The organism is Bifidobacterium sp. LH_230 (genome assembly GCF_056357555.1).
Genome location: NZ_JBKEWJ010000007.1, coordinates 85,815 through 110,962, shown reverse-complemented (window position 1 = coordinate 110,962; position 25,148 = coordinate 85,815). Strand labels below are relative to the sequence as shown.

21 protein-coding genes are annotated in these 25,148 nt (G+C 64.6%); 10 read left to right on the top strand and 11 right to left on the bottom strand.

What is annotated here, in order from left to right; all coding sequences use genetic code 11:
• Positions 1–191 precede the first annotated feature (191 nt).
• Positions 192–1,691: a PucR family transcriptional regulator gene (locus tag AC1A0G_RS04990; RefSeq protein ID WP_476528004.1), complete on the bottom strand. Its 1,500-nt coding sequence runs from the start codon at positions 1,689–1,691 to the stop codon at positions 192–194.
• Between the two features lie 173 nt (positions 1,692–1,864).
• On the opposite strand from AC1A0G_RS04990, the gene AC1A0G_RS04985 reads away from it, so the two are divergent.
• Positions 1,865–3,187 (top strand): amidohydrolase family protein, encoded by a 1,323-nt coding sequence (locus AC1A0G_RS04985; protein WP_476528002.1) that lies wholly within the window; start codon positions 1,865–1,867, stop codon positions 3,185–3,187.
• Between the two features lie 386 nt (positions 3,188–3,573).
• Here the strand turns inward: AC1A0G_RS04985 and AC1A0G_RS04980 are convergent, their stop codons facing one another.
• On the bottom strand, positions 3,574–6,198 hold the full coding sequence (locus tag AC1A0G_RS04980; RefSeq protein WP_476528000.1) for an ATP-dependent Clp protease ATP-binding subunit: 2,625 nt from the start codon (positions 6,196–6,198) through the stop codon (positions 3,574–3,576).
• 149 nt (positions 6,199–6,347) lie between these two features.
• On the opposite strand from AC1A0G_RS04980, the gene AC1A0G_RS04975 reads away from it, so the two are divergent.
• The gene (locus AC1A0G_RS04975; RefSeq protein ID WP_476527999.1) at positions 6,348–7,310 is read left to right on the top strand and encodes a universal stress protein; all 963 of its coding nucleotides are present in this window, start codon (positions 6,348–6,350) and stop codon (positions 7,308–7,310) included.
• A 538-nt stretch (positions 7,311–7,848) separates the two neighbouring features.
• On the opposite strand, the gene AC1A0G_RS04970 is transcribed toward AC1A0G_RS04975, so the two are convergent.
• From AC1A0G_RS04970 to AC1A0G_RS04950, 5 genes are all read right to left on the bottom strand, one after another.
• Positions 7,849–8,907: a DUF3027 domain-containing protein gene (locus AC1A0G_RS04970; protein WP_476527997.1), complete on the bottom strand. Its 1,059-nt coding sequence runs from the start codon at positions 8,905–8,907 to the stop codon at positions 7,849–7,851.
• Positions 8,908–8,918: 11 nt separating this feature from the next.
• A complete protein-coding gene (locus AC1A0G_RS04965; RefSeq protein ID WP_476527995.1) occupies positions 8,919–9,308 on the bottom strand; it encodes a cold-shock protein in 390 nt (129 codons plus the stop codon).
• 92 nt (positions 9,309–9,400) lie between these two features.
• The gene (locus AC1A0G_RS04960) at positions 9,401–11,368 is read right to left on the bottom strand and encodes a sensor histidine kinase (protein WP_476527993.1); all 1,968 of its coding nucleotides are present in this window, start codon (positions 11,366–11,368) and stop codon (positions 9,401–9,403) included.
• A gap of 50 nt (positions 11,369–11,418) precedes the next feature.
• The gene (locus AC1A0G_RS04955) at positions 11,419–12,162 is read right to left on the bottom strand and encodes a response regulator transcription factor (protein WP_214373240.1); all 744 of its coding nucleotides are present in this window, start codon (positions 12,160–12,162) and stop codon (positions 11,419–11,421) included.
• A 54-nt stretch (positions 12,163–12,216) separates the two neighbouring features.
• Entirely contained in the window at positions 12,217–13,083 is an 867-nt protein-coding gene (locus AC1A0G_RS04950) for a TPM domain-containing protein (RefSeq protein ID WP_476527992.1), read from the bottom strand.
• Positions 13,084–13,169: 86 nt separating this feature from the next.
• Between AC1A0G_RS04950 and AC1A0G_RS04945 the strand changes: the two genes are divergently transcribed.
• On the top strand, positions 13,170–13,460 hold the full coding sequence (locus AC1A0G_RS04945; protein ID WP_476527990.1) for a WXG100 family type VII secretion target: 291 nt from the start codon (positions 13,170–13,172) through the stop codon (positions 13,458–13,460).
• Between the two features lie 338 nt (positions 13,461–13,798).
• Here the strand turns inward: AC1A0G_RS04945 and groL are convergent, their stop codons facing one another.
• From groL to AC1A0G_RS04930, 3 genes are all read right to left on the bottom strand, one after another.
• Positions 13,799–15,415 carry a chaperonin GroEL gene (gene groL, locus AC1A0G_RS04940; protein WP_476527989.1) on the bottom strand — a complete coding sequence of 539 codons (1,617 nt, stop codon included), beginning with the start codon at positions 15,413–15,415 and terminating at the stop codon, positions 13,799–13,801.
• 246 nt (positions 15,416–15,661) lie between these two features.
• A complete protein-coding gene (locus tag AC1A0G_RS04935) occupies positions 15,662–15,865 on the bottom strand; it encodes a cold-shock protein (RefSeq protein ID WP_476527988.1) in 204 nt (67 codons plus the stop codon).
• A gap of 193 nt (positions 15,866–16,058) precedes the next feature.
• Complete coding sequence (locus tag AC1A0G_RS04930; protein ID WP_476527986.1) at positions 16,059–16,832, bottom strand: LytR C-terminal domain-containing protein; 774 nt, start codon at positions 16,830–16,832, stop codon at positions 16,059–16,061.
• 221 nt (positions 16,833–17,053) lie between these two features.
• Here AC1A0G_RS04930 and AC1A0G_RS04925 point away from each other — a divergent pair, with 221 nt between their 5' ends.
• From AC1A0G_RS04925 to AC1A0G_RS04895, 7 genes are all read left to right on the top strand, one after another.
• Entirely contained in the window at positions 17,054–17,758 is a 705-nt protein-coding gene (locus AC1A0G_RS04925; RefSeq protein WP_476527985.1) for a uracil-DNA glycosylase, read from the top strand.
• A gap of 142 nt (positions 17,759–17,900) precedes the next feature.
• Positions 17,901–18,986, top strand: a complete 1,086-nt coding sequence (locus AC1A0G_RS04920) for an AAA family ATPase (protein WP_476527983.1) — start codon at positions 17,901–17,903, stop codon at positions 18,984–18,986.
• Positions 18,983–19,915 carry a DUF58 domain-containing protein gene (locus tag AC1A0G_RS04915; RefSeq protein ID WP_476527981.1) on the top strand — a complete coding sequence of 311 codons (933 nt, stop codon included), beginning with the start codon at positions 18,983–18,985 and terminating at the stop codon, positions 19,913–19,915. Before AC1A0G_RS04920 ends, AC1A0G_RS04915 begins: the two co-directional genes overlap by 4 nt.
• The gene (locus AC1A0G_RS04910) at positions 19,915–20,451 is read left to right on the top strand and encodes a hypothetical protein (protein WP_476527979.1); all 537 of its coding nucleotides are present in this window, start codon (positions 19,915–19,917) and stop codon (positions 20,449–20,451) included. Before AC1A0G_RS04915 ends, AC1A0G_RS04910 begins: the two co-directional genes overlap by 1 nt.
• On the top strand, positions 20,448–21,512 hold the full coding sequence (locus AC1A0G_RS04905) for a vWA domain-containing protein (protein WP_476527977.1): 1,065 nt from the start codon (positions 20,448–20,450) through the stop codon (positions 21,510–21,512). The genes AC1A0G_RS04910 and AC1A0G_RS04905 overlap by 4 nt, the downstream gene beginning before the upstream one ends.
• A gap of 17 nt (positions 21,513–21,529) precedes the next feature.
• On the top strand, positions 21,530–22,561 hold the full coding sequence (locus tag AC1A0G_RS04900) for a vWA domain-containing protein (protein ID WP_476528032.1): 1,032 nt from the start codon (positions 21,530–21,532) through the stop codon (positions 22,559–22,561).
• A 10-nt stretch (positions 22,562–22,571) separates the two neighbouring features.
• Positions 22,572–23,189 (top strand): DUF6466 family protein, encoded by a 618-nt coding sequence (locus AC1A0G_RS04895; protein WP_476527976.1) that lies wholly within the window; start codon positions 22,572–22,574, stop codon positions 23,187–23,189.
• A gap of 329 nt (positions 23,190–23,518) precedes the next feature.
• On the opposite strand, the gene AC1A0G_RS04890 is transcribed toward AC1A0G_RS04895, so the two are convergent.
• A complete protein-coding gene (locus tag AC1A0G_RS04890; protein WP_476527973.1) occupies positions 23,519–24,790 on the bottom strand; it encodes a glutamate-cysteine ligase family protein in 1,272 nt (423 codons plus the stop codon).
• Between the last annotated feature and the right edge of the window lie 358 nt (positions 24,791–25,148).

The following is a 25,148-nucleotide window of genomic DNA, read 5'->3' as shown; positions in this document are numbered from 1 at the left end:
AGCTTGTGTTGTGCGGTTGTGTCTGTGGGGATGCGGTTCGTCGCCGTGAGGCGGCCGGATATCGTTCGCTTCGGATTGGCCTTGTCCGTTGCGGTAGTCCTGACTATGCCGCACAAGATTTGCCGGAAGATGAACCTCGGATTACGTCGTTCGCGATCATGCTGGACAGTCTGTCCGTACTGTTCCAGCGGTCATCTGCGGTGCGCGGATTGCCATGCCTGCGCCAGTTTCGCGGCGAACAGCAGCGTGGACCAGTCCCGATGATCGTTGTGGTCGACGCCGATCATCTGCGTCACTTTGTCCAGTCGGTTGTACAGGGTCTGCCGTCCGATGCCCAATTGCTCGCATGCGCCGGTCTTGTTGTCGAGGTTGTCGAAGCATGCGCACAGCGTGTCGAGCAGCATGGGCTGCGAGACGATCTCCATGCCGATGGTCTGCACCATGAGCGTGCGGATGGCGTGGTCCATGTCGTCGGTGGCGACGAACCGGTCGATGGCGGCGGACATGGCGCCCGTCACCTGCCCGTAGCGGGCGTCGCCCTGCATGACCGCGTTGACGCCGGCGAATCCGTCCACCAGGGCGACGGTGTCGGTGGCGACCTTGCCGTACACGACGTATATGCCGTCGCCGCCGAGGCCGCGCAGTGCCGCAAGGCATCGCTCGTTGAACGCGGACACGCCGCCTGTGGAGTCCTCGGCCGACATCCAGCCGGTCATCGTGTCGCCGTTGAGCATGCAGGCGATCTCGTATCCCGGCTGTTCGCAGAACCGTTCGATCATGTCGGAGACCGCATCGAGTCCTTCCACCAGCGAACGGAACCGCAATGCGAACGGCAGGTAGATGCACGAGCCGGCGAAGCCGAGCGCGGCGAGCATGGCGTGGGCGTCCTTGGCTTCGGATGCCGAGACGTGGATGCCGTCCGCGGGCCCGCATGTCAGGTGACGGATCATGCCGATGCGCGCGCCGCCGTCGATGTACAGTGCGGCGACCGGCGAGACGACGGCCGCGATCGTGCTGAGTTTGCTCCGGTCCAACGTCATCGCACGCTGGGAGATCTCCAAGGCTCCGATCGGACGGGATTGTCCGGTCAGCGCGACCGTCACGGTCGTCTCCCCAGGCCGGATCGGTCCGCCGGCTTCGGCCGCGAGCAGTCCGTCCGCGTCGAAGATCGCCACGGACTGTCCGAACAGTTCCGCGACGGTCGCGGCCACGGCGTCGATATTGTCCGCGTGAGACAATCCTTCCCGCAGCGAGGTGGACATAGTGTCCACCTCCAGTTGGAAGCTCATCTGCTCGCGCACGATCGCCGTATTGACCTCCTGACACAGGTCCACGAACGGCACGCGGGCCTTCAGGCCGATCAGCGTCAGCCGTCGCGCGCGGGCCGCGGCCAGCAGATTCGCCGGCATCTGCCGCACGCCTTCGACCAGCTCGACCACCAACGCAGCGACGTTCACCGACGTCAGGCTGCGTACGTATTCATCAATGGTTCCAGACCATCCGGCACCGCGCAGCGCGTTGCCTTCGACGATGAGCATCTCGCCGCCGGACAGGAAGTTCGCCACGTCCTCGCGCTCATTGGTGAACACCCATCGCACCGGGCGGTCAAGCCCTTTGCCCTCGACCTCGACCACGGGCCGTGCGCGGCGGAACCACTCCTCATCCAAGGCGTCTCGAATCGAAATGACCATACAATCTGTCCAATCTCCGGTAATACACCGGTTGCATCGGTTAAACGTCATCGCAAAGCGCTGTGCCGACAATAACCGCAGTTGGTTACGTAAACCCTTGACGCACGTAACCAGTCGGCAACACATCCGGACACATTGACCGGAACTAGGACCCGAGGAGCAAGGAGCTTCGCATGACCGCCACACTGTTCACCAACGCACATATCGCCACCGGCAACCCGGGCAGCACCGCGGCGGACACCGCGCCGCTGCAGGACATTCTGGTCGAGGACGGCACGTTCGCGGCCATCGGTCCGGATCTCGCCGCAAGTCTTGCCGCGCAGGGCAAGGATCTGAGCGGCGTGGAGACAGTGAATCTGGGCGGCAAGCTCGTCTGCCCGCCGTTCTGCGACACGCACCTGCACCTCGACTACGTGTTCACCGCGCGCAAGCCCGGCGCCGTGAACGAGACGGGCACGCTGTTCGAGGGCATCCAGCGCTGGAGCGAGACGAAGTCGGATCTGACGGTGGACGAGGTCAAGGAGCGCGCGAAGATCGGCATCAAGAAGGAGATGCTGCACGGCGTGCAGTTCATCCGTTCGCATGCAGATGTCACCGACCCGAATCTGACGTCGCTGAAGGCGCTGCTGGAACTCAAGGAGGAGTTGAAGGACACGGTCACGATCCAGATCGTGAGCTTCCCGCAGGAGGGCATGTACTCGTACGAGGGACCGCACGGCGAGTCCGGCGCGGACCTGGTCGAGGAGGGTTTGAAGATGGGCGCGGACTGCGTGGGCGGCATTCCGCATTTCGAGCAGTGCCGTGAGTTCGGCGAGCGTTCGATGCACACGGTGGTGGAGCTGGCGTCCAAGTACGGCAAGCTCATCGACGTGCACTGCGACGAGACCGACGACCCGAATTCGCGTTACGTGGAGCTGCTGTCCGCACTGGCGTACAAGGCGGGCATCGGCCCGAAGGTCACGGCCAGCCACACCTGCTCGCTGGGATCGGCCGACAACGCCTACTTCTTCCACCTGACCAAGCTGCTCAAGGCCGCGCACATCAACTTCGCGTGCGCCCCCACCGAGAACCTGTATTTGCAGGGCCGTCAGGACACGTTCCCGAAGCGCCGCGGCATCACGCGCGTCAAGGAGCTGACCGAGGCCGGCGTGAACGTGTCGCTCGGCCAGGATTCCATGCAGGACCCGTGGTATCCGGTCGGCAATGGCAATATGATGCTGATTCTCGACTACGTGCTGCACTTGGCGCAGATGATGAGCTTCGAGGAGATCGACGACGCGCTGAAGTTCCTGACCGTCAACGGTGCCACGACGCTGGGCCTGCGCGATTCGTACGGTCTGGAGGCGGGCAAGCCGGCGAACTTCATCGTGCTGGACGCCTCGAGCGTGTTCGATGCCGTGTACGAGCGCTGCTCCGTGCTGCGTTCCGTGCGTGGAGGCCGCACGCTGTTCACCCGTCATGAGTCGGTGGACACCCCGCTCGACCTGCTGCGCTGATCGGCATCATCCGACTCTCTCAGCGCAACTATTCCCGGAAATCAACCCTATCGTCCGGGAATAGTTGCGCTGTCATCTTTTCAGCGCAACTGTTTCAGGAAATCAACCCCATCATCCGAGAATAGTTGCGCTGCCGGCTTCTCCGCGCAACTATTTCAGGCAATCAACCCTGGTTTCCGGGAATAGTTACGCTACCGACTTTCCAGCGCAACTATTTTCGGAAATCAACCCAATCATCCGGGAATAGTTGCGCTACCATCTTCCCAGCGCAACTATTCCCGGCAAACGGCACATCGTCGTGTCGCCCGGATGTCCCACCACGAGAAAGGGGTTCAGCCCGAAAGGACTGAACCCCTTACCCTGTGACGCTACCCGTCAGATCACCATTACTCGGCGGCGTTCTCCTGAGCGGCATCGCCGTCGGCGGCAACCGGCTGCGGCTGGTCGCCCGCGGCGTCGCCGGCGTTCTCAGCCGTCTCGCCGGACGCGTCGGCAGCTTCGCCAGCAGCCGCCTTGTCGGTCGCCGGCTCCTCGAACTTCTCGCCCTTGAAGGTGAACTCCTCTTCAAGCACGTTGTCGCCCTCGGTGCCCACGATCACACGCTGGCCGTCCTCCAGCTCGCCCATGAGGATCTTCTCGGAGATCGCATCCTCGATGTCGCGCTGGATGACGCGGCGCAGCGGACGCGCGCCGAGCAGCGGGTCGAAGCCCTTCTGCGCAAGCAGGTCCTTGGCCGCATCGGTCAGTTCGAGCGACATGTGACGGTCGAACAGGCGGTCGTTGAGCTGCTTGACGTCCAGGTCGACGATCTGGCGCACCTGCGGCTCGGTGAGCTGCTTGAACACGATGATGTCGTCCAGACGGTTGAGGAACTCGGGGCGGAACTGCTGCTTGAGCTCCGTGCTCACCTGGTCCTTCATGCGCTGGTAGCTCGACTCGGTGTTCGTGCCGAGGTTGAAGCCCGTGTTCGCCATCTTCGCGATGTCGCGCGTGCCGAGGTTCGTGGTCAGGATGATGATGGTGTTCTTGAAGTCCACCTTGCGACCCTGGCCATCGGTCAGATGACCGTCGTCCAGCACCTGCAGCAGCGTGTTGAAGATGTCCGGATGAGCCTTCTCGATCTCGTCGAACAGCACGACGGAGAACGGCTTGCGGCGCACCTTCTCGGTGAGCTCGCCGCCCTCCTCGTAGCCGACGTATCCCGGGGGCGCGCCGAACAGACGAGACGCGGCGTACTTCTCGGAGAACTCGGACATATCCACGCGGATCAGCGCATCCTCGTCGTCGAACAGGAACTCGGCGAGCGCCTTGGCCAGCTCGGTCTTGCCGACACCGGTCGGACCGGCGAAGATGAACGAGCCGGCGGGGCGCTTCGGGTCCTTGAGGCCCACGCGGGCGCGGCGGATCGAACGCGACAGCGCGGAGACGGCCTCGTCCTGACCGATGATACGCTTGTGCAGCTCGGCCTCCATGTTCATGAGCTTCTTGGACTCGGCCTGCGTGAGCTTGAACACCGGGATGCCCGTGGTGTTCGAGATCACCTCGGCGATCACGTCCTCGTCCACGGTCATCTTGACATCGGATTCACCCTGCTTCCAGGCCGTTTCCTTGTCCTTGCGCTCGGCTTCCAGCTTCTCCTGGCTGTCGCGCAGCGTGGCCGCCTTCTCGAAGTCCTGGGCCTTGATGGCCTCGTCCTTGTCGGCGGCGAGTTTGGCGATGCGGTTGTCGAGCTCCTTGAGTTCCGGCGGCGCGGTCAGGCGCTTGATGCGCAGTCGTGCGCCGGCTTCGTCGATCAGATCGATCGCCTTGTCCGGGAGGTTGCGGTCCTGAATATATCGTGCCGACAGTTCGGCCGCGGCCTGCAGCGCACCGTCGGTGATGGTCACCTTGTGGTGGTTCTCGTAGCGCGAGCGCAGACCTTTGAGGATTTCGATGGTCTCCGCGATCGACGGCTCGTGCACCTGGATCGGCTGGAAACGACGTTCCAGCGCCGCGTCCTTCTCGATGTACTTGCGGTACTCGTCGGTCGTGGTCGCGCCGATGGTCTGCAGCTCGCCGCGCGCGAGCATCGGCTTCAACATATCGGATGCGCCGAGCGCGCCGTCGGCCGAGCCGGCGCCGACGATCGTGTGAATCTCGTCGATGAACAGCACGATGTCGCCGCGCGTCTTGATCTCCTTGAGCACCTTCTTGAGGCGCTCCTCGAAATCGCCACGGTAGCGCGAGCCGGCCACCATCGAACCGAGGTCGAGCGAGTAGACCTGCTTGCCCTTGAGCGTTTCCGGCACATCGCCCGCGTTGATCTTCTGCGCGAGGCCCTCGACGACGGCGGTCTTGCCGACGCCGGGCTCGCCGATCAGCACCGGGTTGTTCTTGGTGCGCCGCGAGAGCACGACCATCACGCGTTCGATCTCCTTGGAACGTCCGATGACCGGGTCGAGCTTGCCTTCGGCGGCCTCGGCCGTCAGGTTGCGGCCGAACTGGTCGAGGATCGCGGAACCGGTCTGCGCGCGCTTGTCCTGCACGCCGCCGGCGTTCGCGAGGTCACCCTTGTTCTGGCTGTCGGAGGATGCGGAGTTGCCGCGGATCATGTCGATCGTCGTCGAACGCAGTTCGCCCAGATCGACGTCCATCTTGATGAGCACCTGCGTGCCGACGCCCTCGCCTTCGCGAATCAGGCCGAGCAGGATGTGCTCGGTGCCGATGTAGCTGTGCCCCAGCTGCAGCGCCTCACGCAAGCTCAGTTCCAGCACCTGCTTGGCGTGCGGCGTGAAGGGTATGTGCCCGCCGGGCGCCGCATTGCCCTTGCCGATCATCTCTTCGACCTGTTTGCGGGTGTCCTCCAAAGTCACGCCCTTGGATGCGAGCGCCTTCGCGGCCACGCCGTCGCCTTCGCGGATCAGGCCGAGCAGCAGATGCTCGGTGCCGATGTAATTGTGCTGGAGGGCACGAGCCTCTTGCTGCGCCAGCACGATCACGTGCCGGGCACGGTCGGTAAACCGTTCGAACATGCTTGTCCTTCCACTCTTGTTAGTCCATAACACTCTACCGATTTGCGGTGACGTTTATTGCGTTTCTTCCATGAATTGCGCTGTGGACGCAACCCGATTCGTTATGCTGGGACTAACGGTTGTTACGCACGTTGCACAAAGGAGGCATCATGGCTGACAATACGGTTCTCGCCGACATCGTGGTCGGCGTGGACGGTTCCGATGAGTCGTTCGCCGCGCTGCGCTGGGCGTTGCGCGAGTCGCAGCTGACCGGCCAGCAGGTGAACGCGGTGTATGGCTGGACGCGGTCGTGGGACATGGGTTCCGAGCCGGACAGCGAGGAGGGCTGGCAGCAGTTGCGCGCCCGGATCGCGCAGCGGCTCAAGTCGTGGGTCGACGAGGCGGTCGCCGCGACGCCGGGAGTCGATACGGATCGCATCAAACTGACGTCGGTGCATGCGTCCGGTTCGGCGGCGCTGCTGCGGATCGGCAAGGACGCGCAGCAGTTGGTCGTCGGACGACGTTCGCTGGGACGCGTGGCACGCTGGTTCACCGGATCGTTTTCTGCTTCGCTCGCCGAGGAGGCGACCGTTCCGGTGACGGTGGTGCGTATCTTCTCCGACGAGGACGAGTCGATGCAGGATGCGATCGCGAACGCGTTGACGCCGGCGAACGTGACGACCGGCTATGATCGACCGCGGTTGGCCGACAGCGGACGGCCCGTGGCGGTGGGCGTGGACGGTTCGGCCACGTCGCGCCGCGCGTTGGAGTTCGCCGCGCATGAGGCGCGCGTGCATGGCGTGCCGCTGCATGTGCTGTTCTGCTGGCAGCTGCGTGACTTGGGAGTGGTGCCCGGCTATGAGAACGCGGTCGCGCCGGTCGAGGCCGGTCAGGCGCGGGCCGAGCAGATCCTTGCCGACATGCTGGCCGATGCGCCGTTTGCCGAGGGGCTTGACGTGCAGCCGCACGCCTTCCATATCTCCGCGGCGAAGGGCCTGATCGCGGCATCCCGCTATGCGAGCCATCTGGTGGTCGGCTCGCGCGGCCTGTCGGGCTTGGACGCGCATTTCCTCGGCTCGGTCTCCAAGCAGCTCGTCGCCCTATCCGAGTGCACCCTCACCGTCGTGCACTGACGGGATGAGCGGATAAGCGCACATGGTATCGTCCGCGCTTTCGCGCGTCCGATGCTGTGTGATAGTCGAACGGCCTATGCCGTTCGACAGTACCCCAACCCGGCGGCTTCGCCGCCACCCTCCCCTGAGAGGGGAGGGAAGTGTTCACCCCCTCGTTGAACGGGGAGGGAGAGGCTCGATTGGGTTCCTCAGTGGTGAGGTAATGGGATCGCGCTTCGCGCGATGCTGTGTTGATGAGCGGCTTCGCCGCGTACCCCACCCGCCCGGCCTACGCCGGGCACCCGTCCTGCAATTATGGACGGACTTCGTCCGCGCTGTTGCTGGCTCGCCTGTCAGCTCGCACTTCGCCTACAAACGGCCGCCGGCGTTTGCTTCACGGCAAAGTCCCTGAAAGGGGAGGGAAGTGCTGTAACCTTTCCCTCCCCTTTTAGGGGAGGGTGTCAGCGAAGCTGACGGGTTGGGGTACTGCGGCGCCAGCCGCCGATAATACAGCATCGCGCGAAGCGCGATCCCGCTATCCTGCGCTACAGGCACACCCCTACAGCTGCGACTTGAGGACGATGACGCCCTTGCCGACCTTGATGCCGGCGTCGGCGAGGCGCTCGAGCAGTTCGATCTGGCCACGCTCCTCGCGCGGGGCCTGGGCGATGATGTCGATGTGGTAGTCGTCGTATGCCGGCTTGGACTGCACCCATAGATGCGTCGGCTCCGGCGGTTCGATTTCGGAATGTTCGCCGCAGCCGTGGTCGATCGACACCACGCGACCGTCATCCGGACTCCACTTGTTCGCGCACACGCCGAACAGCATGTTCAATTCGCCCTTGAGCTGGATGAAGAACCCGCAGTTCGCGCAGATGTTGCCGTCCGCGGTCTTCGTGGACAGCGACTTGGGGCCGTGCGGGCCCTCGTACCAGCGCTTCGCGGTCTGCGAACGGCCGAGCGCGCTCAGCACATGGCGGCGCGACAGATCGAACTCGGCCACGGCATCGTCCACATCCTCTTCGGACGTGACGGCCGGCGCCGGCTCGTCATCGGATTGCGAGGGCTCCCCCGCGGATTCGGACGCACCGGCGGCATCAGTGGCATCAGCTGCAACGGCGTCGGCAGACGCATCAGCATCACCGTCGGCCGCCGAAGCCGCATCGCCGGCATCATCGGCCGCCGACGTACTGTCAGCCAGCCCATCGGCCACGGCATCGCCCGCACCGGCATCCGTCACCGGCTCCGTCTTGCGGAACCCGTCCTCGATGCGCGGATCGTCCGGATCGGTGCCGATCGAATCGGTCACCGACAGGTCGGTCGGCTCCAACCGGTCCTTCCAGGGCACCCACTGCGGCGGGCGCAACGCGGCGGACGTCGGAATCAGCGACGATTCGTTGACCGTCCACCGTTCGGCTTCCTCGTCATGGTAGAGCGTGACCGACCACTGCCAGCCCTCGTATCCCTTGATACCGCAGACGAACCGGAAATCGGTCACATGATCGCCCATGTCAATCGATTCAACGAACGCACCCACCTGATCGGCGGTGTCGGCCATATCCAGCGCCACGGATCGGGCGAGCTCGGTCGGCTCCTGCAGGGTCATCTCATCGCTCATGCGTGTTCCTATTACTCCTGAACGTCGAAGTTGTCGGCCACGGCGCGCATCAGCGTGGCCAGCTTGCGGCTGTCCGCGGACGACGGATAGTGGTGGCGGCGCAGGTCGTTGCCGGCCGCGTCGAGCAGCTTGATGAGATCCTCGACGATGGCGGCCATGTCGTCAGGCTTCGGACGGGTCGCCTTGACCAGCGACGGGGCGCTTTCCACCAAGGTCACGCCCATCGCCTGCGGCCCGCGACGGCCGTCGACCACCGAGTACTCCACCTTCGCGCCCTTGCGCAGCGTGGTGACTCCAGCCGGCAACGCGGCGGCGGGCAGGAACACGTCCTTACCCTCCTCGTTGATGATGAAACCGTACTTCTTGTTCGCATCAAACCAGCGCACTCGTCCACTGGGCATCGTGATTCACACCTCGTTCTTCGCCTCACAGGTCAGCGGGCCCCGTGTCCGCCGACGTTCAAACCAAAGTAACAGTTTACCTCAAGGTCTGTTCAGCGAACACGGGTTTTCTTGTCGGGCTTAGCGCCGTGCGGGCGCGACGCGACCACGCCGTTGACGATGCCGGCCGGAGCGGACGATGCCGAGGCTGCGACCGGGCCGACCTGCGGTTCGACCGGTGCGACCGGCAGCACGACGGTCAGCGTCAGGCCGCCGCCCTCGGAACCGGACGCGCAGATGAATCCGCGGTGCGCCTTGACGACCGACAGCGCGATCGCCATGCCGAGACCGGTGCCGCCCTTGAGCCGGGCGCGCGACGGGTCGGCGGTGTAGAACCGCTCGAAGATCTGCGAGCGCGACGCCTCCGGAACGCCGGGCCCGTGGTCCGAGAACCGGACGAACGCGTAGTTCATGCCGACGTGCATGGTCTGGCCGACCTCGACCGCCTCGACCAGGTGCTTCATCGAGGCTTCGGTGGCGGGCATGCGGGCCAGCGACTCGGGGCTGATCGATGCGGGCAGCACGCTCATCGACACTTCGACCGGCGAGTCGGCCGGCGTGTAGCGGTGGATGTTGCCGACGATGTTCGTGACGACCTGGCGCAGGCGCGAACCGTCGCCGGAAAGCGTGATCTGCGGCATGTCGCCTTCGGTGAACATGAACCGGGAACCGGAACCGTCCTGCGCCGGCACGAGGTCGAGCCGGCCCTTGCGGATGCCGCGTTCGGGGTCGAGCGCGTGCAGGTCCTCGGTGGCGTCGGAGACGATCGACGTGAGCGGCACCTGCTGGGTCAAGTCGATGCCGCGGCCTTCGTCGAGTCGCGCGAGCGAAAGCAGGTCCTCGACGAGCACGGTCATGCGGGCGCTGGACGCCTCGATGTGCTCGATCGACTCGTCGGCACGCTCCAAGGCCCCCGGGAATTCGCGCTGCATCTTGTACAGCTCGGCGTAGCCGTGGATGGCGGCGAGCGGCGTGCGCAGCTCATGGCTGGCGTCGGAGACGAACCGTTTCATCTTCTCGGTCGTCTCCTGCTGCTCGTGGAAGCTCTGCTCGATGCGGGCGAGCATGGCGTTGAGCGACGCGGCGAGCGAGCCGACCTCGGTGTTTTCCGGCGCGGACGGAACGCGCTGGCTCAGGTCGCCGGCGGCGATCTTCGCGGCGGTTTTCTCGATGCGCTTGAGCGGGGTGAGCGTGGTCTGCACGAGCAGCGTGCCGATCGCCGCGCCGAGCAGCACGACCGCGATGCCGACCATCGCGCTGTACCGGGTGAGCGTGTTGGTGGTGTCGACCACGTCCTTGAGCGGCAATGCGATGAACGCGTAGCCGTTGGGTGTGCCGTTCTTGTCGGCGGTGGGCAGCACGAGCACGCGCCACGGCGCATTCGACTTGGTGACGGTGATCTGGCCCTGCTGGGTCTGCGTGTTCTGATTGTTCTGGCTGTTCTGGCTGTCGGAGCCGTTCTGCGAGCCGCTGTTCGAGTCGCCCTGACCGTTGTTCTGGCCGTCGCCTTGGCTGCTGTTCTGGCTGGACATCGTCGCGGTCGTCACGACCGCGGTGGTGGTGAACGGCACGCCGAGCTGCACCGATCCCATCGACCCGTCGTCCGGCAGCAGCGGCGCGATGCTGGTCGTACCGTTCGCGGACGTGGGCTTGAGCGGCACGCGCACGATCTTGTAGTCGAGGTCGCGCAGCTGCACGTAGTAGTCGTTGAGTCCGAAGTTGGATTGGCTGGGGTCGGCCTTGGCGAGGATGTCGGCCGCGTTGACGACCAGCTCGCTTTGGTTGGACAGCTGTTTGTCGGTTTTCTCCATCAGGTAGCTGCTGACGAGCTGGCGGATGGAAAACGACAGTGCGAACGATCCGATGGTGAGCAGCACGATGATACAGGCGACGAGTTTGGTGCTCAGCGGGACCGCGTCGATGCGGCGGCGCACGTGACGCTGGAACCAGTTCGGCTTGGCCGGCGCTGCGTTCGGCGCGGGAGACGGCTGCGGCGCACCGTTCGTCGGGTTCCCGTTCATGGAAGTGCCGTTCGATGGTGCGCCGCCCGTGGGTTGCTGCGATGCGTTGCTCATGCGCCGGGTGCGGTCTTCGGTTCGCGGATCATGTAGCCGATGCCGCGCTTGGTTTCGATCAGCGGGGTGACCTTGCGCGTCTCGCCGTTGGCGTCGGTGTAGGTGATGCCGTCCACCTTCTTGCGCAGATACGAGATGTACGATTCGACGATGGCCGCGTCGCCGCCCCAGTCATACTGCCAGACATGGTCGAGGATCTGCGCTTTGGAGAGCACGCGCCCCTCGTTGTCCATGAGGTAGCGCAGCAGCTTGTATTCGGTGGGGCTCAGGTCGATCGGCTGGCCGGCACGGGACACGTCGTGCGAGTCCTCGTTGATCTCGAGGTCGCCGACGCGGATGATCGGATCGTCCTCGACCTGCTCGCGGGTGCGGCGCAGGATCGCGCGGATGCGGGCGACGACCTCCTCGAGGCTGAACGGCTTGGTGACGTAGTCGTCACCGCCGACGGTCAGGCCCATGACCTTGTCCTGCGTGTCGTCGCGCGCGGTGAGGAACAGCACCGGCGCGCTGATGCCTTCCTGACGGATGCGACGCGTCACGGTGAAGCCGTCGATGTCAGGCAGCATCACGTCGAGCACGATGAGATCGGGATCGGTCTTTTCGATGACTTCGATGGCTTCGGAGCCGGATGCCGCGGTGGCGACCTCGAAACCGGCGAAATGCAATGAAGCGACGAGCAGCTCGCGGATGGAGGGCTCGTCGTCCACAACTACAATCGATGCTTCAATAGGCTTACTCATGCCTCCCAGCATGTCGCGCCCATCTGAAGGTTTCCTGAATGCCGTCTGTAGGTTTTATTGTTTCCACATGCCGGCCTTGCGGCGCATGCGGATCTCCCTGCGGCTCAGGCGCTCCTCGCCGTTGTCGTCATCGTCGCCGGCCTCCTCGGCGCGCTTCTTGCGCTCGGCCTCCATCTGCTTCACCTTGCGCTTCATGCGGCGGCGGATCACGATCGCGGCCGCGATGATCGCCACCAGCACCGCCAGCACGATCACCATCACGACGATGCCGACCGCCACCGAGGAACTCGAGGTCGCGGTTTTGCTCTGCTTGACCAGCTCGTCCATCATCGCGGTGGCCGCCCCGGCCCAGTCCGGCGTGCTTTCGAGCAGCGGATCGGCCGCGGCCTTCGACAGATCGTCGACGGTCTGCTGTTTCTTGAGCCATTCGTCGGAGTTCGACGAGACGGCCACCACCAGATTGCCGTCGTTGGAGGCCACCGCCAGCATCACCGTGTTCTTGGCCGGGGTGACGGCTTCCAGCACGCTGCTCGCCCACTTCGCTGGCTTTTCCGTGGAGCCGAAGCTCGGCAGGTACATGAGTCGGACAGTGACGCCGGTCTCGTCCTTGGTCTTCTTGATCGCGTCGGTGACTTTGGTCAGGTCCGCGCCGAGCAGATTGTTGACGTCGGTGACGTCGTCGGTGAACGTGGACGATGTGCCGGACGTATCGGACGACGACGAATCGGACGACGTACCGCTGGTCGAGGAGGAATCAGATGACGTTCCCGCATCGTCCGCTACGGCGATCGCGGAAAAATTTCCACATCCGAACATCAGGGTTAGTAGCGCTACAAGCACTGCGACCAGCCGCGACACGCCGTGCGAATACCGTTCGACCACATAGGTCGGTTTTGCCTCTGCGATTGCTCGTTTTGTCATATCGTCCACCTTAGCGACCGGGTTCGCCAAGCATCCGGGCGCGCATATAACCCACACATCATCCGTTCTTTGGAAAGGAGAACACCATGCCGCAGTACCAAGTGGATTCCGAACAGATCCAATCCTCGTCCGCAGCCGTGAACGCGTCGGTCGGCGCGATCCGGCAGGCCGTCGACGGCATGTATGCGAACCTCAACAACCTGCAAAGCGTGTGGCGCGGCGGCGCGGCCACGCAGTTCGCGTCGGTGGCCGAACAGTGGCGTGCCGCGCAACTGCAGATGGAGCAGTCGCTCCAATCGATCCAGCACGCGCTGGCCTCCGCCTCCGCCGTCTACGCCGACGCAGAGGCCCAGGCCTCCCGCCTCTTCGCGGGTTGATCCACCCGGCTGCGCAGCATGCGCCCTATATATCGGGATCGTGCCGCGCACGATGCGGTGTATATTGGCGGCTTTCGCCGCAGTACCCCACCCGTCAGCTTCGCTGACACCCTCCCCTGAAAGGGGAGGGAAGTGTTTTGGCCTTTCCCTCCCCTTTCAGGGGAGGGTGCCCGGCGCAGGCCGGGCGGGTTGGGGTACTGCGGCGAAAGCCGCCAACAACACAGCATCGCGCAAAGCGCGATTCCGCCCCTTTGCAAGCCAAGCCGCAAAAACGCAAAAAGGAGGCTCCCCTTGCGGGGAGCCTCCTCAAACTCACTCAGCGAGCGATGAGCCTACGATCAGTAGCCCATGTCAGCGCCGGCGGCCGGAGCGGCGGTCTTCGGCTCCGGCTTGTTGGCCACCACAGCCTCGGTGGTCAGGAACAGGCCGGCGATGGAAGCCGCGTTCTGCAGCGCGGAACGGGTCACCTTGGCCGGGTCGGCAACGCCGGCGGCCAGCAGGTCCTCGTAGGTGTCGGTCGCGGCGTTCAGGCCCTGGCCGGCAGGCAGCGAACGCACCTTGTCGATGACCACGTCACCGGACAGGCCGGCGTTCTCGGCGATCTGCTTGATCGGGGCTTCGATCGCGCGGAACACGATCGCGGCACCGGTGGCCTCGTCGCCTTCGAGCTTGACGTCCTTCTCGGCCTTGGCGGCAGCCTGAATCAGGGCCACACCACCACCGGGCAGCAGGCCTTCCTCAATGGCGGCCTTGGCGTTGCGCACGGCGTCCTCGATGCGGTGCTTGCGCTCCTTGGCCTCGACCTCGGTAGCGGCGCCGACCTTGATGACGGCCACGCCACCGGCGAGCTTGGACAGGCGCTCCTGCAGCTTCTCGCGGTCGTAGTCGGAATCGGTGTTGGCCATTTCGCCACGGATCTGCTCGACGCGAGCGGCGATCTCGTCGGCGGAGCCGGCACCGGACACGATGGTGGTCTCGTCCTTGGTGACGGTGACCTTCTTGGCGGAGCCCAGCATGGACAGGTCCACGGAGTCGAGCTTGAGGCCCAGATCGTCGGAGACGACCTGGCCGCCGGTCAGGATGGCCATATCCTGCAGCATGGCCTTGCGGCGGTCGCCGAAGCCCGGGGCCTTGACGGCGCAGCACTTGATGGCGCCACGGGTGTGGTTGATGACCATGCCGGCCAGAGCCTCGCCGTCGACGTCCTCGGCGATGACCAGCAGCGGCTTGCCGGTCTTGACGACCTGCTCGGCGATGTGGGTGAAGTCGTTCATGCTCGACATCTTGCTGGTGGTCAGCAGGATGTACGGGTCGTCGAACGACACGGTCTGGTTCTCGGAACCGGCCGCGAAGTAGCCGGAGATGTAGCCCTTGTCGAAGCGCATGCCCTCGGTGAACTCGAGGTCCAGGCCGAAGCCCTGGTTGTCTTCGACGGTCACGACGCCGTCCTCGCCGACCTTGTCGAGCGCCTCGGCGATCTTGTCGCCGATCTCCTCGTCACCGGCGGAGATGGTCGCGGTCGCGGCGATCTCGTCCTTGGTCTCGACTTCCTTGGCGGAAGCCTTCAGCTCCTTGACGATGGCCTCGGTGGCCTTCTCGATGCCGCGGCGCAGCGCGATCGGGTTGGAACCGGCGGTCACGTTCTTCAGGCCTTCGTGCACGAGGGCCTGGGCCAGCACGGTGGCGGTGGTGGTGCCGTCGCCGGCGACGTCGTCGGTCTTCTTGGCGACTTCCTTGACCAGCTCGGCGCCGATGCGCTCGTACGGGTCCTCAAGATCGATTTCCTTGGCGATGGAAACGCCATCGTTGGTGATGGTCGGCGCACCGTAGGCCTTGTCGAGCACCACGTTGCGGCCCTTCGGTCCGAGGGTGACCTTGACGGTGTCGGCGAGCTTGTCGAGGCCCGCGAGCATTCCCTGACGAGCTTCCTCGTCGTACGAAATGATCTTTGCCATGGTTGATATCCTCCACATGACTTCACATGTACTTGTACTCACTGCGAGAGGCGTCGGGCGAGCCGGCCGTCAGCTGCCGGTTATCACTCTCACCTCCCGAGTGCTAATTGGGAGATTAGCACTCTCGGTGCCCGAGTGCCAACCGGGTGCGCGGCGATTGTGCTCACGGCATACGAAAAAGCCCCGGCACGCACCTGAATGCGTCCGGGGCCCGATTGCGGAGAACTGCTCGAATCAAGGCGATCCCTACAGCTTGATCACCTTGGTGGCCTGCATGCCCTTTGGGCCACGCTCGGCCTCGTATTCGACCTTGTCCCCCTCGTCCAGCGTCTTGAATCCATCGGCCTGTATCACCGAGTAGTGGACAAACACATCCTCGCCACCATCGTCCGGGTTGATGAAGCCGTAACCCTTTCCTGCGCTGAAGAACTTCACGGTTCCGTGTGCCATAACCATTCTTTCTTAGTAATCCGAACATCGCAGACTCAAAGGAAGAGAACACACACAGCACAAATCGCACTCCCCCCGCCTTGCGACTATCCCTATTGTAGCGAGCCGCGGGACGAATGGATACCGCCGGGGCGCGAATCTACGCGCCGCCGGAACCGAATCGTTCGATCAGTGGACCAATCGACCGGCCGTATCAGTTGAGCAGCACGACCACGACCGGTACGTCCAGACCGCTGACCTGCTGCACGGCGGTGATGCCGAGCGTCGATGCGACGTCTTCGGCGGTGGCCTTGTCGGCATCGTTCTGATACCACACGACCGTGGATGCCGGCAGATTGGTCGACGTCGGGTTCGATGCCTCGACGGCAGTGTATCCGGCCGACTCCAGCGCGGTCTTCTTCTGCGCGGCGTATCCGCTGATGCCGGCCGCGTTCACCACGCGCACGGACGTGGACTTGTTGACCTGCGCGCTCTGGTCGGTCGACTGATCGGACTTGTTGTCCGTGGTCGACGAGTCGGTGTCAGTATCGGACGAGTTCGAGTCGTTGTTCGACGAGTCGGTATTGTCGGACGACGAACCGTTCGTATTGTCCGTGGACGACGAACCGTTCGTATTGTCCGTGGACGACGAGCCCTTCGACGAATCGGTGGAATCGGACGAGTTCGTATCGTTGGAGCCGGAGCCGGACGACGAGTCGTTCGTGGTCGACGATCCGCTGCCATCCGTCGTGTTGGTCTGCGCGGTGTTCGTCGTGCCGCCCAGTCCGGTGATCTTCGAGAATTCGCCGGTCACGAGGCTCCATGTGAGCGCGCCGGCAAGCACTGCGATCACCAGTACGATGAAGTACGGAGCGATACGGGCACCGGCCGATCGCTGACCGCGATGCACGCCGACAGGTCCGGCAGGCGGGTTGTCGAACATATCGGGAGCATACGAATCGTAGGTCGCTTTGTCTTGTTTCGCCATATCAGCCCTTCCATACACAGCTAGTCATGAGTCTAACCGCCACCTTGGCCAACGGCCATGACTACGTTGGCTTCGCCGGCGTGCAGCCGGCCCGGATCGTATGTCCCGCATCGTCTTGCCTCGCGTCTCGCCCGCGCCTCGCATCGTGCAGTGCGGCACCTCGACCGCGCCCGGACGGCAGGCCGTGTCGCACGACCGGCGGTGCGCTTACAGTGGCTGATATGAATGAACCTCATGTCAAACCGCTGTCCGCGCTGATCGAGGCCGGATGGGCCGAGGCGCTGGCACCCGTCGAGCCGGACGTGCACCGGATGGGTGATTTCCTGCGCGGCGAGATCGCCGCCGGACGGCCGTATCTGCCGGCGAGCCGCAATATCCTGCGCGCGTTCACGATTCCGTTCGATTCGATTCGCGTGCTGATCGTCGGGCAGGACCCGTACCCGACGCCGGGCCATCCGGTGGGATTGAGCTTCTGCGTGGCTCCGGACGTGCAGCCTCTGCCGAAGAGCCTGATCAACATCTACAAGGAGCTCGTCGACGACTTGGGCGTGCCGATGCCGTCGAACGGTGATCTGACGCCGTGGACCGAGCATGGCGTGATGCTGCTCAACAGGTGTCTGACCGTGGGCGTGGGCCGGCCGAACTCGCATCAGGGCAAGGGCTGGGAGAAGATCACGGACGCCGCGATCCGCGCGCTGAACGCGCGCACCGACGAGCATGGCAACCCCAAGCCCCTGGTGGCGATTCTGTGGGGGCGCAACGCGCAGACCCTCGAACCATTGCTGTCGAACGCCTATGTCATCAAATCCCCGCATCCGAGCCCGTTGTCCGCCTCGCGCGGCTTTTTCGGCTCCAAGCCCTTCTCCCGCGCCAACGCCGCCCTCACCGCCATGGGTGCCGATCCTGTTGATTGGACGCTGTCGTAAAGAAAATAGTCCTGTGGACTGTTTTCCGACAGCGTGCGAGCCGACAGGCGAACCAGCAAACAGCCAGCCGAAGGCTGTCCGTAATTGCACTTCCCTCCGTAAGCTGAATGAGTTCTCAGCAACTGCGGTTACAGTGGGGCGCATGCCTGTATTCCCATTGCAATCGAATCTTCCCCCGCAGCCGGCACAGCCCGGCCCGGCCATGCCGGCCGTCCCGCAGCCGACCGCGGCGGTCGGCCTGGCCGCGGACGACGTCACCCGCGCCCGTCAGCTGGCCGATCGTCTCCGCTCGCGCTTCGCGGCCACGCTGATCGGCCAGACGAACCTGCGCGAGTCGCTGATCGTCACATTGGTGGCCGGTGGCCACATCCTCATCGAATCGGTACCGGGCCTGGCCAAGACCACGGCCGCGCAGACCCTCGCCACCTCCGTGTCCGGCACGTTCAAACGCGTCCAGTGCACGCCCGATCTCATGCCGTCCGATCTGGTCGGCACGCAGGTCTTCGATTTCGCGTCGCAGAAGTTCACCACGCAGATCGGCCCGATCCACGCGAATTTCGTGCTGCTGGACGAGATCAACCGTTCCAACGCGAAAACCCAGTCGGCGATGCTCGAGGCGATGGCCGAGGGCGCGACCACGATCGGCGGCGAGCGCATCCCCCTGCCCAAGCCGTTCATGGTGATCGCCACGCAGAATCCGATCGAGGAGGAGGGCACGTTCAACCTGCCCGAGGCGCAGATGGACCGTTTCATGATGAAGGCGGTGATGACCTATCCGAGCGCCGATGAGGAGGCCGCCATGCTGGCGATGCTCACCCGCCGCGGTTCGGATACGCTCGACCCGACCATGCTGGCACCTGACGTGCTGTCGATCCGCGACGTGGAGTTCCTGCGTGCGGCGGCCCGCCGTGTGCATGTGTCGGATGCGATCATGCGCTATGCGGTCGATATGGCCGCCACATCGCGCGGCGCCGGCTCGCGTCCGGTCAAGGGCCTGTCGCAGCTGGTGCGGCTCGGCGCCAGCCCGCGCGCCTCGATCGCGTTGACGCGCATCGGTCAGGCGAACGCGTTGCTGGCCGGCCGCGATTACGTGGTGCCGGAGGATATCAAGGCGTTCGCGCATCAGGTGCTGCGTCATCGCATCATGCTCACGTTCGAGGCGCTGGCGGACGGCGTGACCGCCGATCAGGTGGTCGATTCGATCGTCAAGGCGGTTCCGGTTCCATGATCGATCGCAGACCGTCCGAGGACCCGATTCGCAGGAAGATCGAGTCGCTCGGCACGTCGTTGAGTCTGCCGACCGTGCGCCGCGCGTTGGGCATTCTCGAGGGCGAGCACGCGTCTGGCCGCCGCGGCGGCAACGAGGACGTGATGGATGTGCGCGCCTATGAGCCGGGCGACGAGGCGCGTTCGATCGATTGGAAGTCGAGCGCAAGGCAGGGTCGTCCGATGGTCGTGCAGCGCGAGCGTCGCGTCACCAGTCAGGTGTGGCTGCTGTTGGATGTGAGTCGGCCGATGACCGGCGCGTGCGAACGGGGCGAGCGTGCGTGGCAGGTCGCGGCGAACGCGTTGCGCATGTTCGCCGCGTTGTCGTTGCGCCGTTCGGATGATATTTCGCTGGTGTTCGCCGATGCGGCGAGCATCACGCGCGTGCCGTTCCACGGCGGGTTCAGCCAGTTCGAGCGCACGCTCGATCAGGCGTTGGATCGCGCGTGGGATCATGACCGCAACATCGACGCGCTGTTGGCGTATGCGCGCCGCATCCGCGACCGTGACGCGCTGATCGTGATCGCCACCGACGAGCATGCGCTGGATCACAAGCATGTGGCCACGATCGGGCATATCGCCCGCACGCATCCGCTGGTGCTGATCGACGTGGCGACGGTGAACCCGTTCGCCGCGAACGTTGGCATGCATGTGGTTAACGGCGCAAACGGTCGCAGCATGCCCGCGTTCCTGCGCAATACGACGGCGGCCGAGCAGGTGGATGTGCACCGCAAGTTCGTGGCGGCCGCGTTGCAGCGTGAGCTGACGCGCTGCGGCTCGCGCATGATCCGGGGCGCGTCGAGCGAGGCGATGTTCGACGAGTTCGTGCAATTGGTGTCGCTGGCGTCGGTGTCGGCCGCGTTCAACCAGATCCGTGCGGGAGGTGCGTGATGATCGGCATGATGATGGCCGACGGTCTCGGCGACCTGCATCCGGTCGGGCGGCTCGACCTGTCGACGCCGCTGGCGATGGCCTCGATCGGATGTCTGGTCGCGGCGATCGCGCTCGTCGCGCTGGTCGTGGTCCTGTCGCGCCCGAGACGCCGAGCGAAGGCGAAGCCGGCCCGCCATGGCGCGCATATGGACGGCAATGCGCTCGATCGTTGGCGCGCCGAGGTCAATGACATCGTTCGCCATCATGAATCGGGAGAGCTGTCCCGCGAGGACGCGTTCGTCGAACTGGCCGAACTGGCCCGCCGGTTCGCTTCCGAAGCCAGCGGTTCGGACATGAGCGCCCGCACGCTGAGCGACCTGACCGTATTACCGCGCACCACCGGCAACCGGCAGAGTCTGGACCTGCTCAAGCATACGATCGCAGCCCTGTATCCGCCCGAGTTCGCCGATGCCGCGCTCAACCGCCATGCCGGCGCGGTCGGCGTGCGCGAGGCCGCCGGATGGGTGGCGAATCTGATCGAAAGGTGGCGTTGATGGTGACCTGGCAGTGGCCGTGGGCCGCGCTGGCCGGCGGTTTGGCCGCGCTGGCCGTGATCCTGCTGATCGCGATGCTGGCCGGCAAACGCAGGAACACGGACTTGGATGCGCCCGTATTCTCATTGGACGACGATCTGGCGACCGAGCACGCCGCGAAGGCGTGGAGGACGTGGCGGCTGTTCAACCGTGTCGCCGTCGCGCTGCTGGCCGCGGCCGCGGTCATCGCGGTCACGCTCGTCGCCCGTCCGTCCACCGTGGACGTCGGCGAGGAGCGCGCCAGCCGCCGCGACATCGTGCTGTGCCTCGACGTGTCCGGTTCCACGCTGCCGTACGACCGCGAGGTCATCGAAACGTATCTCGATCTCGTGTCGAACTTCCAGGGCGAACGCATCGGCCTGAGCATCTTCAACTCGACGTCGCGCACGGTCTTCCCGCTGACCGACGACTACGATCTGGTCACCGGCCAGCTCACGTTCGCCGCCAAGCTGCTCAAGGGCGTCGAAACGCAGGACGACATCGACAAGATGAGCGACGCGCAGTACCAGAAGATCTCCGACTGGCTGGACGGCACGCAGAACCGCACGAACGCGACGTCGCTGATCGGCGACGGCGTGGTCAGCTGCGCGGCGATGCTGCCCGGCTTCGCGTACGGTTCGTCGTCCGGCGCGAACGCGACCCGCCAGCGTGCCGCGTCGATCGTGCTGGCGACCGACAACGTCGTCTCCGGCGAGCCGACGTACACGCTTGCCAAGGCGCTCGATCTCGTCTCCGGCGCGGGCATCACCGTGGACGGCCTGTTCTCCGGCCCCAAATCCAGCGAATCCGAGTCGACGACCACCGAGATGCGCACGCTGATCGAATCGCACGGCGGGCAGTTTCTCACGCAGTCGGACGGCACGAGCGTGAGCCAGCTGGTGCGTGAGATCGACCGGCGGCGCGAGGCCGTCAGCCAGCAGGACGAGAAGGCCGCGATCAGTGACTCGCCGGGCTGGTGGACGCTTGCGTTGGCCGTGCTCGTGGCCGGCTGGATGATCGTGGCGTGGAGGTTGCGTCGATGAATACGCTGTTGAATACGTTGTCGAATCTGACGTTCTCCCCCGCGCTCGGATGGCCGGCCGGCGTCGTGATCGCCGTGGTGATGACAGCGTTTGCGATCGCCGGCATCGTGCTGCATGTGCGTCGTCGCGGCGGTGCGAGCGACGAGACGGTCACGGCCTGCGTGCTGCGCGTATTGCTGTGCGTGACGGTCGCGCTGATGGCGCTCACGCCGAGCGTCGTGTCCACGACGACCAGTCAGGCGGTGAACGCGACCGACGTGGTGATCGCGGTCGACGTGACCGGTTCGATGGCCGTGTCGGATGCGCACTACGGTTCCGAGGAGACGATCAGCCGGCTCGACGCGGCGAAGAAGGCCGTCGCCGACATCACGTCGCTGTATCCGGACGCGAGTTTCATGGGAATGCGGTTCGGCAACACCGGCACGGTGGATGTGCCGCTGACCCCGGATTCGCTCGCGATCGACAACTGGGCGAACACGCTGACGGTCGAGGCGACGAGCGTGTCAGGCGGTTCGAGTCTGGACGCGCCGATCGACCCGCTGCTCGTCAATCTCAAGACGATACGCGAGTCGCGACCGGACGATGCGATCATCCTGTATCTCATCACGGACGGCGAGCAGACCAGCACCACCACGCGACGGTCGTATTCGACGCTGCGTAAGTATCTGAATGACGGGTTCACGGTCGGCGTCGGTTCGAGTGAGGGCGGCAGAATTCCGGTCGTGCGCGACGGCGTGAACGGCTCGACCACGCAGGACGGCGCATGGGTGACCGATCCGGACACCGGCCAGCCGGGCATTTCCAAGATGGACGAGACGAATCTCGCCGCGATCGCGGACGAGATCAGCGGCACGTTCGTGGCCGTGAACGCGACCACGACGATGTCGGCCGGCGTGTCGAAGGAGCAGTCGTCGCAATGGCAGGTGCGCACGACGACCAAGCAGCGCACGCGGGCCACGCCGGTGGTATGGCCGCTGGCGATCGTGGCGTTGGCGTTGATCGCGTGGGAGCTGGGCGCGTGGATCGCGCTCGGTAGGACGTTGCTGTAGGGAGGCTGATATGAGCGATATGAGCGGAACATCGTCGCGCGGGGATGCCGCGGCGCAGCGTCGGAGCACGCGCGTGCCGGCGCGGGCGAGTCTTGCCGTGCGGATCGCGCTCGGCGCGCTTGCCGCGCTGGTATTGGTCGTCGGCGTGCTGGCTTCGGTGAACCTGCGGGCCGCGAGCACGTTCAATCAGGCGACGGACGCGCTGAACGAGCACTTGGCCGCGGCCGCGCAGGAGACGCCCGATTACGGCAAGCTGAGCACGCTGCAGGAGCAGACCGACGCGCAGTTCCGCGACGCCGCGTCGGCCGGCGTGATGCTGTTGCCGCAGATCCGCGAGGCGATCGCGGCCAACGCCGCGGTGTCCGGGAAACTGTCGCAGTATGTCAAGGACCAGTTGGCCGCTCAGAACGCCGGTTCCGATCAGCAGAACCAGTCATCGTCGAACGGTTCCGAAGCATCCTCGTCGTCCTCGTCCGGCGGCGGACTGACCGACGAGCAACGAAAGCAGGTCGAGGAGCTGCTCAAGGCCAACGAGCAGTCCACGCCGGCCGAATCGGACAGCACCGCCACCGACTCCTCCCAGTCGCAAACCACCAACAACACCGGCAACACCTCGAAGCCGTGGTGAACCTTCCTGGCCAAGAGGTTGGCCTTGTGGGAATCGGTGCTGTCTACCGTGGTGCCGGTGAACCTTTCCGGCTAAGGGGTTAGCGGGTGGGGCGTAGTTCGCGTGCCTCTGTGCCTCTCTCGCATTTCCCTCCCCTATGAGGGGAGGGTGCCCGCAGAGCGGGCGGGTTGGGGTGTATGGCGCCATCACGTCCCTCAAAGCAGTATGGGCATCGCTCTCCTCGCGATGCCCATACCGTACGCGCGGCTCCCCTACGCTTGGAACATATCACCGTGCTGAGGGAGCCGGCAGCCGTAGGCTGACTGAGGGAGCGTCAAAGCAACGCGCCCCTACGCCTGGAACACGTCCGGGTGCTTCGGGTCGCCCGGCTCGTCCGCCAGCACGCCCTCAAGTCCCAGGAATTCCTTCCAGAACTCGAGCGGCTGACCGTACGGCGCGGCGTTGCGGCCATGCGCCTGCAGGTTCGCTTTCGCCTCGAACACATCCTCCTCGCGGATGCCGTCGAAGTAGCTCACGAGCCGCTCGCGGTTCTCCGGCACGTAGAACAGCGACGCGACGATCTCGGTGAGCCGTTCGGCGCGGGCCAGCGGCAGCGAATCCCAGTGGCGCAGTTCGATGAAGTTCTTGAGGCGCACGTCGTTGAAGTGCGTGGAGATGATGTGGTTGATCTCGTACGGGTTGAGCGGACGGTCGGGATACACCTCCCCCGCGTTCTCGTAGAACGCCGGATGATGCAGTTCCTTGCCGCTGAGGCCTTCGGCCTCGGGCGTGTGCGTCAGGTCGGCGAACATCAGCGGCGTCGACAGCACGTCCACCGCATAGTCCTCCCAGCCGAAGCGCGGGTCGAACAGTCCGGGAATCACGTTCGTGCGCTGGAAATCAAGATAATCCCACATACGCTGGCGCAGCAGCGGCCACGGGTTCGGCTCGCCTTCGAAGTACGGCGTATTGCGGAAGTACCACGCGAGAATCGGTCCGATCACGGTGCCAAGCCGCAGCTTCTCGATCGCATCCTGCTCGTCCACGTAGTCGATGCTCACCTGAGTGGACGCGGAGCAGCGCATCATGCACGGGCCGAACTGGCCGACGCGGCCCAGATACGCGGTCATCGCATCGTAACGGTCCTTCGGATTGACCTTCACGTCCGCGTAGCTCGACTTCGGCTGGTAGCCGTAGTTGACGAGACGGAAGCCGAGTTCGTCGAGCACCGGGTCGATGTCGCGACGGAACGAACGGTAGAGCGTGTTGAGATCCTCGGGCTTCTTGAGGATGCCAAGCGAACACTCGACCTGGCCGCCCGGCTCGAGCGAGACGGCGATGCCTTCGCGACCCAAGCCGACCAAATGTCCGTTCTCCCAGTATTCCTTGGTTTCGTCGTAGTACGGGGCGATGCGCTTGAGCAGGGTCTCGATGCCGTTCGGCTCGTAGTAGCTCACGGCGGTGTCGTCGCTGTTGTGCACCGGCAGGTGTTCGATCTCCACGCCGAAGCCGCCGGTTCCGCGTTTGGACCGGCCGTGCTCAAAGAAGTCGAGCAGGCTTTGGACATGCTTCGGGTTCGGCTTTGCCAGCAAATGGGCATAACTGATGCGCGGTGTACTCATGCGCCCAGCTTAGCCGACGAACACGCGACGACGCGGCCGTCCGGCTATACGAAAAACCGATAACGGACTACCCGGCCGCCAACCGATGCATGTCAACCGAGACCAATCATCATGTACCGATCGGCCAGCACCGGTCGATCGGCCGATGCCAGCCACTGACCATAACCATTGGAACCGATACCGGTAATCGCCCACAATAGCTCGCTCCCAAATCGCGGATGCATAATCTCTGCCGTGACATTCTGGCTATTACCGATCCGATCCTATCCCAAACATCACGCAGACAGCCCCTCTAGCGTGATGTTTTGGCGAGTAACCCACATCACCTATCCCGAACATCACGCAACCACGGACTAAT